The organism is Cronobacter sp. HA18006, from assembly GCF_011605445.1.
Lineage (GTDB): Bacteria > Pseudomonadota > Gammaproteobacteria > Enterobacterales > Enterobacteriaceae > Cronobacter > Cronobacter sakazakii.
The window spans coordinates 340448-357542 of sequence record NZ_JAANQB010000021.1 but is presented as its reverse complement, the minus strand read 5'-3'; the positions used below and the strand labels follow the sequence as shown (position 1 = coordinate 357542).

Annotated in this window: 11 protein-coding genes; 5 read left to right on the top strand and 6 right to left on the bottom strand. The window is 54.6% G+C overall.

Annotated features, from left to right (window positions below):
* Positions 1-75 precede the first annotated feature (75 nt).
* The 3 genes from carB to dapB form a co-directional block, all read right to left on the bottom strand.
* A complete protein-coding gene (gene carB / locus G9X48_RS13850; protein WP_004386244.1) occupies positions 76-3300 on the bottom strand; it encodes a carbamoyl-phosphate synthase large subunit in 3225 nt (1074 codons plus the stop codon).
* Positions 3301-3317: 17 nt separating this feature from the next.
* A complete protein-coding gene (gene carA / locus G9X48_RS13845; protein WP_097641643.1) occupies positions 3318-4466 on the bottom strand; it encodes a glutamine-hydrolyzing carbamoyl-phosphate synthase small subunit in 1149 nt (382 codons plus the stop codon).
* 466 nt (positions 4467-4932) lie between these two features.
* Entirely contained in the window at positions 4933-5754 is an 822-nt protein-coding gene (dapB, locus tag G9X48_RS13840) for a 4-hydroxy-tetrahydrodipicolinate reductase (RefSeq protein WP_097641644.1), read from the bottom strand.
* Between the two features lie 449 nt (positions 5755-6203).
* Here dapB and G9X48_RS13835 point away from each other — a divergent pair, with 449 nt between their 5' ends.
* Positions 6204-6863 (top strand): MurR/RpiR family transcriptional regulator, encoded by a 660-nt coding sequence (locus G9X48_RS13835; RefSeq protein WP_007847143.1) that lies wholly within the window; start codon positions 6204-6206, stop codon positions 6861-6863.
* Between the two features lie 12 nt (positions 6864-6875).
* Here the strand turns inward: G9X48_RS13835 and G9X48_RS13830 are convergent, their stop codons facing one another.
* Positions 6876-7619, bottom strand: coding sequence for an oligogalacturonate-specific porin KdgM family protein (locus G9X48_RS13830; protein ID WP_071601447.1), 744 nt, complete (start codon positions 7617-7619; stop codon positions 6876-6878).
* A 408-nt stretch (positions 7620-8027) separates the two neighbouring features.
* Here G9X48_RS13830 and G9X48_RS13825 point away from each other — a divergent pair, with 408 nt between their 5' ends.
* From G9X48_RS13825 to G9X48_RS13815, 3 genes are read left to right on the top strand one after another with little or no spacing between them, the layout of a single operon-like run.
* Entirely contained in the window at positions 8028-9986 is a 1959-nt protein-coding gene (locus G9X48_RS13825; RefSeq protein WP_097641645.1) for a fructose-specific PTS transporter subunit EIIC, read from the top strand.
* Positions 9987-10003: 17 nt separating this feature from the next.
* A complete protein-coding gene (locus tag G9X48_RS13820) occupies positions 10004-12667 on the top strand; it encodes a glycoside hydrolase family 38 C-terminal domain-containing protein (RefSeq protein ID WP_097641646.1) in 2664 nt (887 codons plus the stop codon).
* Entirely contained in the window at positions 12660-14408 is a 1749-nt protein-coding gene (locus G9X48_RS13815; RefSeq protein WP_097641647.1) for a class I mannose-6-phosphate isomerase, read from the top strand. The genes G9X48_RS13820 and G9X48_RS13815 overlap by 8 nt, the downstream gene beginning before the upstream one ends.
* 108 nt (positions 14409-14516) lie before the next feature.
* Here G9X48_RS13815 and G9X48_RS13810 read toward each other — a convergent pair whose 3' ends face one another.
* Entirely contained in the window at positions 14517-15149 is a 633-nt protein-coding gene (locus G9X48_RS13810; protein WP_097641648.1) for a hypothetical protein, read from the bottom strand.
* Positions 15150-15243: 94 nt separating this feature from the next.
* Between G9X48_RS13810 and G9X48_RS13805 the strand changes: the two genes are divergently transcribed.
* Positions 15244-16140, top strand: a complete 897-nt coding sequence (locus tag G9X48_RS13805) for a LysR family transcriptional regulator (protein ID WP_097641649.1) — start codon at positions 15244-15246, stop codon at positions 16138-16140.
* Here G9X48_RS13805 and rihC read toward each other — a convergent pair.
* On the bottom strand, positions 16137-17054 hold the full coding sequence (rihC, locus tag G9X48_RS13800; RefSeq protein WP_097641650.1) for a ribonucleoside hydrolase RihC: 918 nt from the start codon (positions 17052-17054) through the stop codon (positions 16137-16139). The genes G9X48_RS13805 and rihC overlap by 4 nt on opposite strands.
* Positions 17055-17095: the final 41 nt, after the last annotated feature.

The following is a 17095-nucleotide window of genomic DNA, read 5'->3' as shown; positions in this document are numbered from 1 at the left end:
AATTGGCTATCAAATTTAGGGGGGCGCATATGAAAAAAGCCAGCTTACGCTGGCTTTGGTGGAGTTCACGACGTCTTACTTCGTGATTTGCGCGTGCATCTCCTGAACGGAAATCACCTTCTCGGTGGCGTCAGCGTTCAGCGCCATCGCGGTGGCGAAGCCGCCGTTCAGCGTGGTGTCGTAATGCACTTTGTATTGCAGCGCGCTGCGGCGAATCAGCTTGGAGTCTTCAATCGCCTGACGGCCTGCGGTGGTGTTGATGATGTAGGTGTATTCGCCATTCTTAATGCGATCCTGAATGTGCGGACGACCTTCATGCACCTTGTTCACCAGACGCGGGTTGATGCCCGCCTCACCCAGCACAATCGCAGTGCCGTGGGTGGCGTCCAGCTCAAAGCCGAATTTCAGCAGTTTGGCGGCGAGATCCACCACGCGCTCTTTATCGCCTTCACGCACCGAGAGCAGCGCGCGGCCCTGTTTCTTCATGGTGGAGTTGCTGCCGAGCTGCGCTTTGGCGAACGCTTCCGCGAAGGTGCGGCCCACGCCCATGACTTCGCCGGTGGAGCGCATTTCCGGCCCCAGCAGCGGGTCGACGCCTGGGAATTTGTTGAACGGCAGCACCACTTCTTTCACCGAGTAGTACGGCGGGATGATCTCTTTGGTCACACCCTGCTCGCTCAGCGTCTTGCCCGCCATGACGCGCGCCGCCACTTTCGCCAGCGGCACGCCGGTGGCTTTAGAGACGAACGGCACGGTACGCGCGGCGCGCGGGTTCACTTCAATCAGATAGACTTCGTTATCTTTCACGGCGAACTGCACGTTCATCAGGCCGCGCACCTGGAGTTCAAAGGCCAGTTTCTGCACCTGCTGGCGCATCACGTCCTGGATCTCCTGGCTTAAGGTGTAAGCTGGCAGAGAGCACGCAGAGTCGCCGGAGTGTACGCCCGCCTGTTCGATATGCTCCATGATGCCGCCAATCAGTACCATTTCGCCGTCACAGATAGCATCGACATCCACTTCCACCGCGTCATCCAGGAAGCGATCCAGCAGCACCGGCGCGTCGTTGGAAACGCTGACCGCCGTCTGGAAGTAGCGACGCAGGTCGGCTTCGTCGTAGACGATTTCCATCGCGCGGCCGCCCAGTACGTAAGACGGACGCACCACCAGCGGGTAACCAATCTCTTTCGCCTTCTCAACGGCCTGTTCGATGGCCGTCACGGTGGCGTTCGCCGGTTGCTTGAGCTTCAGGCGATCCACTGCCTGCTGGAAGCGCTCGCGGTCTTCCGCGCGGTCAATCGCGTCCGGGCTGGTGCCGATAACCGGCACGCCTGCCGCTTCCAGCGCGCGCGCCAGTTTCAGCGGAGTCTGGCCGCCGTACTGCACGATAACGCCTTTCGGTTTCTCGATACGCACGATTTCCAGCACATCTTCCAGCGTTACCGGCTCGAAGTAGAGACGGTCGGAGGTGTCGTAGTCGGTAGAGACCGTTTCCGGGTTACAGTTAACCATAATGGTTTCGTAACCGTCTTCACGCAGCGCGAGCGCGGCGTGGACGCAGCAGTAGTCAAACTCAATGCCCTGGCCGATACGGTTCGGCCCGCCGCCCAGCACCATGATTTTTTCGCGATCCTGGTTCGGGTTGGCTTCGCACTCTTCTTCATAGGTGGAGTACATGTAGGCGGTATCGGTTGAGAACTCCGCCGCGCAGGTATCCACACGTTTGTAGACCGGGTGCAGGTTGTACTGCTCGCGCAGCTTGCGGATTTCCGATTCGCTGACGCCCGCGAGTTTCGCAAGACGCGCATCGGCGAAACCTTTACGCTTGAGCATACGCAGGAAATCGGCGCTGAGCCCGTTAATGCCCTGCTCGGCCACCTGTTCTTCGAGGCGCACCAGCTCTTCAATCTGCACCAGGAACCAGCGGTCGATGTTGGTCAGGTTAAACACGCCGTCAACTGACAGACCAGCACGAAACGCGTCGGCGATGTACCAGATACGCTCGGCCCCCGCGTCTTTCAGCTCGCGGCGAATTTTCGTCAGCGCTTCCGGGTCATCAAGGCTCACTTTCGGGTCAAAACCGGTCGCGCCCACTTCCAGGCCGCGCAGCGCTTTCTGCATCGACTCCTGCTGGGTGCGGCCAATAGCCATCACTTCGCCCACCGATTTCATCTGCGTGGTCAGGCGGTCGTTAGCACCGGCGAATTTCTCGAAGTTAAAGCGTGGGATTTTGGTGACCACGTAGTCGATGGACGGCTCGAACGACGCCGGGGTACGGCCGCCGGTGATGTCGTTCATCAGCTCATCAAGGGTGTAACCCACCGCCAGTTTAGCCGCCACTTTGGCAATCGGGAAACCGGTCGCTTTAGAGGCCAGCGCCGAAGAGCGCGACACGCGCGGGTTCATTTCAATCACAATCAGACGGCCGTTTTTCGGGTTCACCGCAAACTGCACGTTGGAGCCGCCGGTTTCGACGCCGATTTCACGCAATACCGCCATCGAGGCGTTACGCATGATTTGATACTCTTTATCGGTCAGCGTCTGGGCTGGCGCCACAGTGATGGAGTCGCCGGTGTGGATACCCATGGCGTCGAAGTTTTCAATCGAGCAGACGATGATGCAGTTGTCGTTTTTATCACGCACCACTTCCATCTCGTACTCTTTCCAGCCGATCAGCGATTCATCAATCAGCAGCTCTTTGGTCGGCGAAAGATCCAGGCCGCGGGCGCAAATCTCTTCAAACTCTTCGCGGTTATACGCGATGCCGCCGCCGGTGCCGCCCATCGTGAACGACGGGCGAATAATGCACGGATAACCAACATCCGCCGCCACCGCCAGCGCTTCTTCCATATTGTGGGCGATGCCGGAGCGCGCGGTGTCGAGGCCGATTTTCTTCATCGCGACGTCAAAACGGCGACGGTCTTCGGCTTTATCAATCGCATCGGCGGTCGCGCCAATCATGGTCACGCCGAACTCTTCCAGCACGCCCTGACGCTCCAGCTCCAGCGCGCAGTTGAGCGCCGTCTGGCCGCCCATTGTCGGCAGCACCGCGTCCGGACGCTCTTTTTCGATGATTTTACGCACCACTTCCCAGTGGATCGGCTCGATGTAGGTCGCATCGGCCATCTCCGGGTCGGTCATGATGGTCGCCGGGTTGGAGTTCACCAGAATGACGCGGTAGCCCTCTTCGCGCAGCGCCTTACACGCCTGGGCACCGGAGTAGTCGAATTCACACGCCTGGCCGATGACAATCGGGCCTGCGCCAAGAATCAGGATGCTTTTAATATCTGTACGTTTTGGCATTGTTCTCTTTCTCCCGATTATTTGGCGGTCTTACGGTACTGCTCAATTAATTCGATAAAGTGGTCAAACAGCGGCGCGGCATCGTGCGGGCCGGGGCTCGCTTCAGGGTGTCCCTGGAAGCTGAAGGCCGGTTTATCGGTGCGGTGAATGCCCTGGAGCGTGTTATCGAACAGGGATTTATGGGTCACGCGCAGCGTAGACGGCATGGAGCCTTCATCCACCGCAAAACCGTGGTTCTGGGCGGTGATCATCACGCGGTTGTTGTCGATATCTTTCACCGGATGGTTGCCGCCGTGATGGCCGAACTTCATCTTCACGGTTTTCGCGCCGCTCGCGAGCGCCAGCAGCTGATGGCCGAGGCAGATGCCGAAGACCGGTACGTCAGTTTCGAGGAATTTCTGGATGGCTTCGATGGCGTAGTCACACGGTGCCGGGTCGCCAGGGCCGTTGGAGAGGAACACGCCGTCCGGGTTCATTTTCAGGACGTCTTCGGCGGAGGTTTGCGCCGGGACGACCGTCAGGCGGCAGCCTCTGTCCACCAGCATGCGCAGGATATTGCGCTTCACGCCGTAGTCATACGCCACCACGTGATACGGCAGCTCTTCTTCTTTTTTGGCTTCCGGCAGTTCGCCTGCGAGCGTCCAGCTGCCCTGCGTCCAGCTATAAGCTTCCGCCGTAGTCACTTCTTTCGCCAGATCCATGCCGTTCAGGCCAGGGAAGGCTTTCGCTTTTTCCAGCGCCAGCGCGGCATCGACATTATCCCCTGCGATGATGCAACCGTTCTGGGTGCCTTTCTCACGCAGCAGACGCGTCAGCTTGCGGGTATCGATATCGGCAATCGCCACGATGTTATGGCGCTTCAGGTAAGAAGAGAGATCCTCGGTGTTGCGGTAGTTGCTCGCAATCAGCGGTAAATCACGGATTACAAGGCCCTGCGCGTGTACCTGGGAGGATTCAGCGTCAGCATCGTTAGTGCCGACATTACCAATATGAGGATAAGTGAGAGTGACAATCTGGCGGGAGTAGGAAGGATCAGTGAGGATTTCTTGATAACCGGTCATTGAAGTATTGAAAACGACTTCCCCTACTGCCGTACCTGTTGCCCCGATGGCCCGACCGTAGAATTGGGTTCCGTCTTCCAGAACCAACAGCGCTGACTTAATCAAAACGTCCTCCAGGGAATAAACAGTCAATATATTTGCATATTAATTCAACCAGTATGGCTAAATCAACGCAAAAACGCCTGAACAGCGAATTTTTGGCAAACGGCGGCATTCTAGAGATAACTCAGGGGGAAGTCTACCTGAAAACGCACTTTTTATTGTTTTTTTGAAGGCTTTGAGGAAAACAAAGGAAATGAAGGGCAAAAAACAAAGAAAACGAAGCGCAGAAAACGGTTGCCCGGCAAGAAAAGTAAAAACGAAGCATAACACAGCTTTTAAAATGGACCAAACGGTCAAAATTCACAAAACATTAACGCAAAATCAGTTAAAAACACTCTGTTTTAAGCAGTTAAGATTAACTTAACAACGAAGTCGCAAAAATAAATAAAACAAAAAAGGGCAATAAATTATTGCCCTTTCAATCAGAAACTTATGATTGTAATAACCACATCACGATGGGTAACAAGAATCACAAATCATTCAGATTAAGCACATCCCGCATATCAAAAAACCCATTTTTTTGTGCTTTAAGCCACAGCGCCGCCCTGACGGCACCATTAGCAAATGTCATTCGGCTGGAGGCTTTATGGGTGATTTCGATGCGTTCGCCAATGTCGGCGAACATCGCGGTGTGCTCACCGACAATATCACCCGCGCGTACGGTCGCAAATCCAATGGTGCCGGGCACGCGCTCACCGGTGTAGCCTTCGCGCGCATAGACCGCGCAGCTTTTCAGATCTTTATTCAGCGCGCCGGCAATCGCCTCGCCCATCGCGAGCGCCGTACCGGAAGGCGCATCCACTTTATGGCGGTGATGCGCTTCAATAATTTCGATATCGGTGTAATCGCCCATCACCTGAGCGGCTTTTTCAAGCAACTTCAGCATCACGTTAACCCCAACGCTGAAGTTAGCGGCGAACACCACAGGGATCGCCGTGCCGGCTTCACGGATGGCCGCTTTACCGGCGTCGTCAAATCCGGTGGTGCCGATCACCATGCCTTTATTATGCGCGCGGCAGAACGCCAGGTACGCCAGCGTGCCTTCCGGACGCGTAAAATCGATAAGCACATCGAAATCGTCTTTCACCGCCTCAAGACTGCTCTTGAGAGTGACGCCGGTTGCGCCTGCGCCCGCCAGTTCACCCGCATCAGCGCCGAGCAGCGTTGAGCCTTCACGCACCAGCGCGGCACCGAGCGCCACGCCATCCATCGCAAGTGCTGCCTGGATTAACTGCCGTCCCATACGGCCATTCGCCCCCGCGATCGCGACGCGGACCTGTGCTTCTTGCATAGTTATACTCTTTATATGTTAAAAAATTGCTTATAAAACGTTCTCAGGTTAACCAGCGTTTCGTCGTGCTGCCAGCCCAAAACATCGATAATTAGAATTTAATGATAAACAGGGAGGGATATCAGTAAAAGGCATAATGGGCAGGAAAAACAGCAGGCCACTGCCTGTGTGTGAACAGCGGAAAAATAGTGACAGCCTTTTCAGGGCTACGTGTTAATCCCTGTCTCTCTGTTTGCGGTTTTCTCGCGCCAGGTTTCATATTAACGCGAGCTGGCTCCAGAATTTTTAACTTCCGCAGAGATAAACTCATTTATTATTTTACAAAAATACGTCTGCGCGATTAATATTGCTTTCCAAAAGAAGGGATGTTTTTTCCGATTACTAATTTCAAATTGATAACATACACAGGGTTTACACGGATCACTATAAATGTAAAACGGGATCATGTAATGAATAACCTCTCAAGGACAGAGCGTATTGTCTATGAATATATACTGTGCAATATTCACAGATTATCAGGCATCTCTGCAAAGATGATCGCCAGCCAGACGTTTACCACGACAACGTCGGTTAATCGGGTCTGTAAAAAAATGGGATATTCGGGATATACCGAATTACGATATAAATGCGGACTCCCGTTACAAACGAAACCGCACGTGTCTGACAAAATGTCAAACGGGCAGGAGAAAGATATTGCGGAACTCTGCCAGCAGTTACATCAAGCGCAGCATATCTATTTATATGCCAGGGGCGGAACACTGACCAGCCTGAGCTATTTATCTCGTTTCTTATCTATTGCTGGCATTCCTCATTTAATGTTAACGGATGTGCATCAACTGGCGTTAATTAATAAAGGCACGCTCTTACTGGTCAGCAAATCGGGAGAAACAAAAGCCATTGTCGAAATGGCGCGCAACGCGAAGCGTAAAAATATCCGGGTCATGGCAATTACCCGTAATAATTCCTCTTTATCTCAGGTTGCTTCCCGCACATGGGCTGTTGAAGATGCTGACGAAGCGTCATCGCTCTATCAAAGGGAGTCGCAAATAAAAATACTGGATTTTATTGATAGCATCGGATGCAAATTACTGACGACACCCGATGCATAATACACAGAAAAATTATAACTTTTTAGTAATCCCTAAGCGGCCAACGAACTCATTTTTATGCGTTCCGTGGTCATCCACATAGGTTTTGTCAAGAGAACCAAGCTCGATATAAGGCGTCCAGTCATCATCCATTTTATAGCTAAATGCCAGCGTGTGCTCCCAGTACGTGTCTCTTCCGGTTCCCTGATCGACGCCATCCTGGTAACGGAAGCGAGGGTTCCAGGACATACCGAAGCGCCCGATATTATAGGCAATCCAGATATCAAACTGATGCGATTTACGACGGGTATACTCATCGCTGTCAAGCTTTCTGTCGCTATGGGCATCATTCACCGTGTTATAGCGATAACGAGCAGCGAGATTAATCCCGTTGTCAAATGCCTTCCATCCCTGGATAAAAGGGCGATAGTGCGTATTGGTTTTAGTGAAAACGGTCGTCAGACCGGGAGCTATGGAATAACCATTACCGAGCGGGAATTGCCACCGCGTTTCTATTTCCTGCGAGACACCGGTCACGCCATCTTCTTTACCATCCCGGCTATCTTCATCACCAAAAAAAGATTCATTATGGCTCTGCGTCGCTTCAGCAGAAAAATAGAAGCCATTCGTTGCCTGATGCATAAATTTAATACGCGTTTCATTCGTATCCGCGCGTATATTATGCGCGCCACGCACATCTACCCAGGTTGTGCCTGTCCACCCCGACACACTATATATAACAGGAATACACAGGCATACCTTTAACAGATTATTCATATACTCTCCCCAAAAGTTACACAAAAAAATCCGTAATCAGATTGCTCTGGCAACCACAAGGTGAACACTATTTTCTGATACATTTGTTGTATCACCATACAAATGACAGCGGTGTTGTATCTGCGCTCTAATTATCGTGATTGCTTAATGATGGCTGGCAGTTTGAATCGGAAGCACTTTACTCCGATTTATCGTAGTGCACGCCGTTACAGCATTCATTAAACCATTAGCGGTTGTTTTAAAAAGAATCGCTAAGCGTAGACCACATTTTTCAGCCTCATACTTGTGTCGCACACTGTTATTTATTAGCTCAGTGAACGCACTGCGCCGATATATGAGCAATCCGTCGCATTTATAAGGCCTGATCTCGATTAACCTGTCGACAACTCTGATTTTCAGGGAGGATTTATGGTGTTAAGCGGCGTGACTTCCCCTAATTTGATTCTCCTCGATAAGGAATGGAATACCCGTGAATCCATTCTGGAGAATCTCTCCATGCTTTTATACCAGGAAGGGAAAGTCTCCGATCAAGCAGCGTTTCTCCGTGCTGTATGGGAGCGGGAAAACATTTCTGAAACAGGCTTTGAACAAGGTATCGCCATCCCGCACGGCAAATCGCCCGTCGTAAAGCAGCCTGCCTTTGCTGCCGTCCGGCTCACACAGCCTGTTGATGACTGGCCCACCATTGAGGGCGAGGAAAAGGTCTCTCTGGTCTTTTTACTTGCGGTGCCGCTTGGCGATGATGACGGGCACCTGCGCCTGCTTTCGACATTAAGCCTGGCACTGATGGATGAAGATAATGTCAGCGCGCTTAAAGCAGCACCTACCGTGGACGCCTTTCTCACCCTGCTGGATGCGCATGAATCTGCTGGCGAAAAAACGCTCGTCAACGCAAGCGGGCAAAGTTTGATTGTCATCACCTCGTGCTCTACCGGTATCGCACATACCTACATGGCCGCAGAGGCGCTGGAAAAAGCAGGCGCCGCGCGCGGTATCCGGGTTTATAGCGAAAAACAGGGCGCGAACGGCATTGAAGATGAGGTAAATGAAACGCAAATCCGCGAGGCAAGCGGCGTCATTTTTGCCGCTGCGCTGCCCCCTAAAGGCAAAGCGCGCTTCAACGGCAAGCCCTTCATCGCAACCTCCGTTTCTGAGCCGCTGAAAGACGCGGCGGGGTTAATTGAGCGCGTACTCACCAACCCTGACGGTATCGTCAATGAATCAAACACCACGGAAAGCCCAACCACAGCGCATAAACGATCTTTTGGCAGTCAGCTCTATCAGGGCATCTCCAGCGGTATTTCCTATATGATCCCGGTTATCGTCGCGGCAGGCTTGATGATGGGCTTCGGCCAGTTAGCCGCCAGCATGCTGGGCGTCACCGATATCGGCAACGCGCGTTACGCGACCGAACACAACACAATGCTGGTCATGTGCCATTACCTGACGCTCTACGGCAACATGATCATGAAGTTTATGTACCCGGTCTTTGCCGCCTATATGGCATGGAGCATTGCCGACCGACCAGGCCTGGTGCCCGGTTTCGTTGGCGGTGCCTTTGCCGGCGGGCTGCATTACACCTTCTGGGCGGTTAACGGCGGCATTCCTTCCGGCTTTCTCGGCGCTCTTATTCTGGGCGCGCTTGCCGGGTTCATGGCCAACTTTCTGAATCAACATATCCGCCTGCATAAGCACTTACAGGCCATGAAACCGATGTTGATCGTGCCGGGTTTATCGGTCCTCGCGATCTTCTTTATCAACTTCTATTTTGTCGATCCGGTTTTTGGCGGCATCAATAAATTTCTTCAGCAGTTTATTACCGAGCACGGTGCCTCCAGCGCGTTAATGCTGGCTGTCATTATCGCCGCGCTGACCGCCTTTGATTTAGGGGGGCCTGTGAATAAATCCGCAGGTGCCATCGCCATCGGGCTGGCGGCTGACCATATTTTCCCGCTGACAGCGCGCGTGCTGGGAATCGTTATTCCCCCTATTGGCCTGGGCCTTGCAACGGTTATCGATCGTTTCCTCGTCAGGCGGCGGGTGTTTGACGAAAACCAACGTGTCACCGGCACTACCTCGCTAATCCTCGGGTTCCTGGCGATCGGCGAAGGCGCTATCCCTTTTATGCTCAGAAATCCGGTGATTACCATCTCGATTAACATTACAGGCGCCATTATCGGTGCTGTAACGGCCATTACCTTAGGCTCAGTGCAGTGGTTCCCGCTGCCTGCCATCTGGGGTTGGCCACTGGTGCAAAATCTTCCCGCTTATCTCTTTGGGATGTTTCTCGGCGTAGCGTTTATCGCTTTTGCTAACGTTTTTGTCCGCTATTACCTGATAACCACAGGCAAGCTTAAGCTGAACTGACAGGGAGGTTGTTTTTAATGGTCAACAAAAAGGTGTATGTCGTTCCCCACTGCCATTGGGACGCTGAATGGTATTTTACCTGCGAGGACTCACATATTCTGCTGGTCGAGAATATGGATTATTTGCTGGATCTGCTGGAAAAAGATACGGATTTTCCAAGCTATACGTTTGACGGCCTGGCGATCGTGCTCGATGACTACCTCAAAGAACGCCCGGAAAATGCATCGCGCATTCATGCGTTGATACGTCAGCGGCGGCTTTTTGTGGGCCCCTGGTATACACAATGCGACTCGTTGCTGATACGCACGGAATCACTAATCCGTAATTTGCAGTACGGCATTCGCACCGCGACACAGTTTGGCCATTCAATGAATGTTGGTTATTTACCGGATATTTTCGGCCAGCATGCCTGGTTGCCCGCCTTTTTTACGGACGCCGGTATCGATTTCTGCGTTCTGCAAAGAGGGATTTATACGGATCAGCTTCGTGGCGATCTCAATTTTTACTGGCGGGCACCAAACCAGAAATCCATCGCCACCAACTATCTCTATTATGGTTATGGGCCTGGTAAGTTTTTGTCCGCTGAACCTGATTATTTACAGCACCGCCTCCTGCCTATTCTTGAACAGTTGAGCATGATGAACCGCCATACCGATAAGCTGCTCTTACCCTGTGGCGGCGATCAGGTGTTGCCCAACGCCCGGTATCCGCAAACGGTAAACGCCTTAAACCAGCGCGGATTGCCTTATCAGTTCGTTATGGCTGACTATGAGAGCTATATGCGTGAAACCTGGCGTGACGGTGAATTTACCCACGTGATTGAGGGGGAGCTGTTCGCCTGTCAGAAATCCCGCATTCACCGAACCTGTCACTCAACGCGTTATGACATTAAACGCCAGACCTGGGAAACCGAGCATCTGCTGATCGATAAGCTTGAACCGCTCACCGTTATGGCTTCATTACTGGGTATTCACTGGCCGCAACCGTTAATGGCCTCGCTCTGGAAAACCCTGTTTTGCGCACATGCTCATAACGGTATTGAGGCGACCAATGCCGACCCGGTCAATCAGAACATTAAACAGCGGCTCATCAGCGTGGAGCGCTCTGCGCTGAGCCTGATTAATCTGCTGAAAAAGAAAATCAGCCACGCCATTAGTCTGCAGTCCGAGCAACGCAATATTCTGGTGGTTTTTAACAGTGATATCAGCCCGCTGGATAGCGTGGTTCAGGCTGTTGTGTTCACGAAAGATAAACAGGTTTCGCTGCGACGTGGTGGCAAACCCGTCGCCTGTACTGTGCTGGAACAACGAAAACTGGATGGCGGCCAGCAGGTCATCGTGACCGCGCAGGGCGAAAAGCTGGAAACGGTGGAAGGCTATTATCGCAGCGTTATTCTTTTCAGGGCTGATGGCCTTCACGGGCTGGGTTATCAGACATGGCTCATTGATGAACAAACGGCGAGCCCGTCACTGACCCTGAGCCACGAAGAGGCCATTGAAAATGCACGCTTGCGAATCTCACTTCAGCAGGGCGTACTCTCGCTGGAAAACCGCGGTACCGGCCAACGTATCGACAATCTTCTGACCTTCGTTGACTGCGGGGATGATGGCGATGAATTCGATTTTGCGCCTGTGGAGCATGAGCAGCCTGTAAGCGTCAGCACCTTTACGCTTATAGCCTGCGAAACGAGCCCGATGGTGTCGCGCATGACGCTGGAAACCACGCTTGTGCTGCCCAAAGATATGCAGCAACGACGGAATGCGGCACCGACACAGCCCATGACCATCCAGACGACGCTGGAACTCCGCCAGCATGAAAACTATGTGCGTGTGCAGCATCATCTGGTCAACGAGGCTCATGACCATCGTCTTCGCGTGCATATCAGAACACCGGTGAAAGCACCCGATTACGCCTTTGCCGATCAAGGCTACGCCTTACTGCGTCGCGAGACCCGGAGCCGTTACGTAAACGGCTGGCGAGAGCAAGGTTTCGTTGAGAAACCCGTGCCTGTTTACACCCTGGAAAACTGCGTGGCGTTACGCGATGACAACCATCTCTTCGCGGCTATCACCAAAGGCATCAAAGAGTATGAAGTTTTACCGGACAAAGACGTACTGGCGCTGACGTTATTTCGAAGCGTCGGCTTGCTTGGGAAAGACGATACGCCGTGGCGACCTGGCCGGGCGTCAGGCATCAATAATAAAATCGTCGACACACCGGATGCTCAAATGCTGCAGCCGATGACGTTTGATTATGCGCTGATGATGGATAGCGGAATCGATGATGCCGCCTTATTTAAGACGTGCAAACAGTATCGTGAGCACTATCTGAGCTATCAATTGCAACAGCTCAATACCTTTGAAGAACGCCTGGAGCGTTTCACTATCCCGCTACCGGAAAAAGGCCTCGCCCCGGCGTTCACCTGGCTCACACAGAATAATCCAGCCATTCAGATGAGCATGTGTAAGCCCGGCGATGGCGAACATACCGTTATCATCAGGTTGTTCAACCCTGGCGACACGCCGCAGACCGTCGAGCTCGCTTCTCCTTTTACCTGCAGAATTTATCGCCTGTCGCTGCTGGAAGAAATTCAGGAAACGGTGAAAGACAACCCGACTATCGCCGCGAAAGATTATCTGACGCTGGCCATACACCTTATGCAGGATCACAGCCATGAGTAGCGCGTCGTATGACAAATTTCCGGAAGTTGCAGTTTCCGGTTATGCGAACCACGCCGCGCAGGGCTGGCCAGCAGCAGTGAAAAAAGTGCGCGAACGGCTCCCGCCCGCTGAGAAAACGGTACTGGTTATCGACTGTTACCCCGGCGTGCGTCTTGAGGAGCTGGCGGAGCGCTTTTTCCCTGGCCTCAATGCAACCCTGGTTCTCAACGTGGAAACCGCGCGCCGCGATGAGCGGGAACTTCAGTCTTTACTGGCTTACAACCTTACGAACGATCGCGTTTTCGGCGTGATCTCCTGCCACCAGCTCACTGACTTTTTTGATGAGGCAAAACTCACTGCGCTGCGGGAACGGGTCGATGCAATAAGTACAGGCCTGGTTATTGTCTATGGCTCTGGCGCGGCGCTGGTACATGACGGCGATATACTGATTTATGCCGATATGCCGCGCTGGGAGATCCAGCAGCGTATGCGCCGGGGCGAGCTTGGCAACTGGGGCGTGGATAATCAGCACGAAGACATGCTTCGCCGCTACAAGCGTGCTTACTTTATCGAATGGCGTGTCTTCGATCGCCACAAAACGCCACTGCTAAAACGCGCCGATTTTCTGTTAGATACCACGCTTGCGAATCAACCCGCCATCGTCAGCGGTTACGCGTTCCGCGCAGGCCTGGAGCAACTGACAACGCGTCCTTTCCGGGTGGTGCCGTTTTTTGACCCCGGCGTCTGGGGCGGACAGTGGATGAAGCGCACATTTGATCTCGAGCCATCCATGCCCAATTACGCCTGGTGCTTTGACTGCGTGCCAGAAGAAAACAGCCTGTTCCTGCGTTTTGGCACGGTGCGAACAGAAATTCCGGCACAGGATCTGGTGCTGCTTTACCCACGGCCCTTGCTTGGTGAAAACGTTCATGCGCGCTTCGGTGCTGAGTTTCCGATTCGCTTTGACATGCTGGACACCATCGGCGGCCAGAATCTCAGCCTCCAGGTTCATCCGGTGACGGACTATATTCAGCAGCAGTTCGGCATGCATTACACCCAGGATGAAAGCTACTACATTCTCGATGCGGAACCGGACGCAGTGGTTTATCTCGGCGTCCAGACCGGGACGCAGCCTGCGCAGATGGTTGATGCACTCAGACGCGCCGCGCGTGGAGAGAAAGCCTTTGACGATGCCCGGTTCGTTAACCCGATCCCCGCCCATAAACACGATCATTTCCTGATCCCGGCAGGAACGGTACATGGCGCAGGCGCGGGAACGATGGTGCTTGAGATAAGCGCCACGCCGTATATTTTTACCTTCAAACTCTGGGACTGGGGACGCCTCGGTATGGATGGCCTTCCCCGCCCCGTACATCCTGAGCACGGGGCGCAGGTGATCGACTGGGAAAGGGATACACAATGGGTGTGCCGCCATCTGGTGAACCAGGCAGAACCTCGCGCTGGCGGCGACGGCTGGCGAGAAGAGCGTACTGGCCTGCATGAGCGCGAGTTTATCGAAACCCGGAGACACTGGTTTGATAAACCGGTACTGCATCATACCCATGGCACCGTTAACGTGCTTAATCTCGTCGAGGGTGCCGAAGCGTTAGTGGAGAGCCCCAATGGCACGTTTGAGCCGTTCGTGGTGCATTACGCCGAAACCTTTATCGTCCCGGCGGCAGCAGGTGCCTACCGCATCTCTCCCTTTGGCAAAGGGATCGGGCAGCAACTGGCGACGATAAAAGCCTGGGTGAGAGGATGACGCGCTTCACGCACATGTTTTAGCCAGGCGTTCAGCCTGGCGGAAAAGGGATCCCTGGCGGATGGCGACAGAGAAAGAAACGGCAGGCGCGGTGACCCGCCGCGAGGTTTACTCTGCCACCTGGTAAGCTACCAGCAGCTGGCCTTTCTTTACTTTAATGCTGGTGAGCGTCATCTCACCGACCTGCGAGAGCGACGCCACATGCGTGCCGCCGCAGCCGTAGACGGGCAGTTCGCCAAAGCGCACCTGGCGCCGCCCGTCCACGAAATCGACATAGCGCGGCAGATCGGCGGCGATCCACGCGGCGATCTTCTCGCTTAACGCGTTGGCATCCGGCACGTCTGACGCCTGCGCCGGGGCAAACGTAATTTTGCCTTCGCCAGGCCAGTGGTGCGCTTTCACGGGCTGCCAGCCGAGCTGCTCCCCGGCATAGCCAATCAGGTGGCCCGCCGAGTGCCAGCGGGTATGGCGGTGACGCAACGTGTCATCAACCACGAGCGTGACGGGGCCGGTCGCTACCGGCTGCGCCAGCAGATGAATCACCAAATCGCCGCGGTTTTCGACGCGCAGCACCGGCACGCCGTTTATCGTGCCGCTGTCTGAGGGCTGTCCGCCGCCCTGCGGGTGAAACAGCGTCGTATCCAGCTCCACTTCATACTCGCCCTGCGCATTTTGTTCGCAGCGCAGTACGCTTGCTTCACCCTGCAGCGCATCGCTCAGGTAGTACTCTCTGTGTGTCATCGTTGTCCTCCCGGTTCACCACACAGTATATTTGTTATTCCCGCAGCGATAATCCTGCGCGGCGACAACGAACCTTTGCACCAGGCGCACAAATATGAATTTAGCCCTTCTGCCCGACATCGCCGTTTTCGTGCAGGTGGTGGAGAGCGGCAGTTTCTCCGCCGCCGCGCGAAAACTTGGCAGTACGCCCTCCTCCGTCAGCCGCAGCGTCTCTCGCCTGGAGCGCGAGCTGGGCTGCAAGCTGCTGGTGCGCACCACACGCAAACTGCGCCTCAGCGAGGCGGGCAGCGGTGTGTTTCAGCGCGCCGCCAGTATGATGGATGCCGCCCGCGACGTGATGGCCCAGGGCGGCACGGCATCACAGGCACCACAGGGGCGTGTGACGCTTGGCGTGCCGAAAGCGGTGGGCCGCTTTGTGATCCATCCGCTAATGGAAGAGTTTCTGACGCGCTACCCGCAGGTGGATATCTGCCTGCGCCTGGAAGACCGGTATATGGATCTGATCGATGATGAGGTGGATCTGGCGCTGCGCATTACCGATTCCCCGTCTCCCGGCCTGTACGGTAAACCGCTAATGCCAATAGAGCACCTGCTGTGCGCCACGCCGGACTATCTGGCGCGTCACGGCACGCCAGAAACGCCACAGGCATTACGTCAGCACAGCTGCATTAGCCTTGGCGAAACGGCGGCGGACGCGCGCTGGAAGTTTCGTCGCGACGGGAAAAGCGTGGTGGTGCAGACACACGGGCGTTACGCCGCCAACCATACCGGCGTGCGGCTGGACGCCGTGAAGCGCCATCTGGGCATCGGCAGCCTGCCGCGTTTTACCGCCAGTGACGCGCTGGCGGCAGGCGAGATTGTGCAGGTGCTACCAGAGTGGGAATTTATCAGCAGCTATTCCGGCAGGCTCTGGCTGCTGTGGTCGACGGGCCGCCATATGCCTGCCAAAATCCGGGCGCTTATCGACTATCTGACGGAAAAGCTTTGTTAAGGCGCAAGCGTGAGCGTTTGTGCAACCCAGTCGCGAAACGCAGCCACGTCGATACCGAGCGCGACCTGCGCGTTCGCAGGCCGGTTTAACTTGCCTTCAATATCCACCACCGTGGTGCCCGCCGTGTAGTCGCCACGCGTCTCTACCGCCACGAAACAGGATTTGAGCGTAAACAGCTCAGGCTTAACCAGCCAGGCGATAGCGCAGAGATCGTGCATACGCAGACCCGTCGTCATGCTGCCGCTGCGGTAATGGCTGAACAGCGCATGCAGCATTTTCCCGGTGCGGTTAAGCGAGGGCAACGCCGCGAGATAATCAGGCGTCAGCACAGCCTGGTTGGTGACATCCAGCCCGCACATCACAATCTCAATGCCACTGTCAAACACCCGCGTGGCAGCCTCCGGATCGATGGCGATATTAAACTCGGCGTTGGGGGTAAAGTTGCCGCGCCCTGCCGAGCCGCCCATCATCACCAGCCGTTTGATTTTCGCTTTACATGCCGGATAGTGCGTCAGCAGCAGCGCGATATTGGTCAGCGGCCCGATGGTGACGAGCGTCAGCGGCTCCGTGGCGGCCGTCAGGTGTTCGTAAATCGCCTGAAACGCCGGAACGTCGAGCGCCAGCCGGTCGTGTTCGACAAATTCGTAGCCTTCCATCCCCGATTCGCCATGCACCGACGCGGCATCGCGCAGCGGGCGCACCAGCGGCGTGGCGGCACCCTGCGCCACCGGCACATCAGCATTCCAGAAATGCAGCAGTTGCAGCGCGTTGCGTGTCGTTTTCTCGACGGACACATTGCCTGCGACGGTAGTGATGAGCTGTAAATCCAGCGCTGGTGAAAACAGCGCGGCGGCGATAGCCACGGCATCGTCAATACCGGGATCGGTATCGAGAATAATCGGCGTTTTTGTCATGGGCGTTCCTTATTGTCTGGCCTGCCGTCAGGATAAAAAAA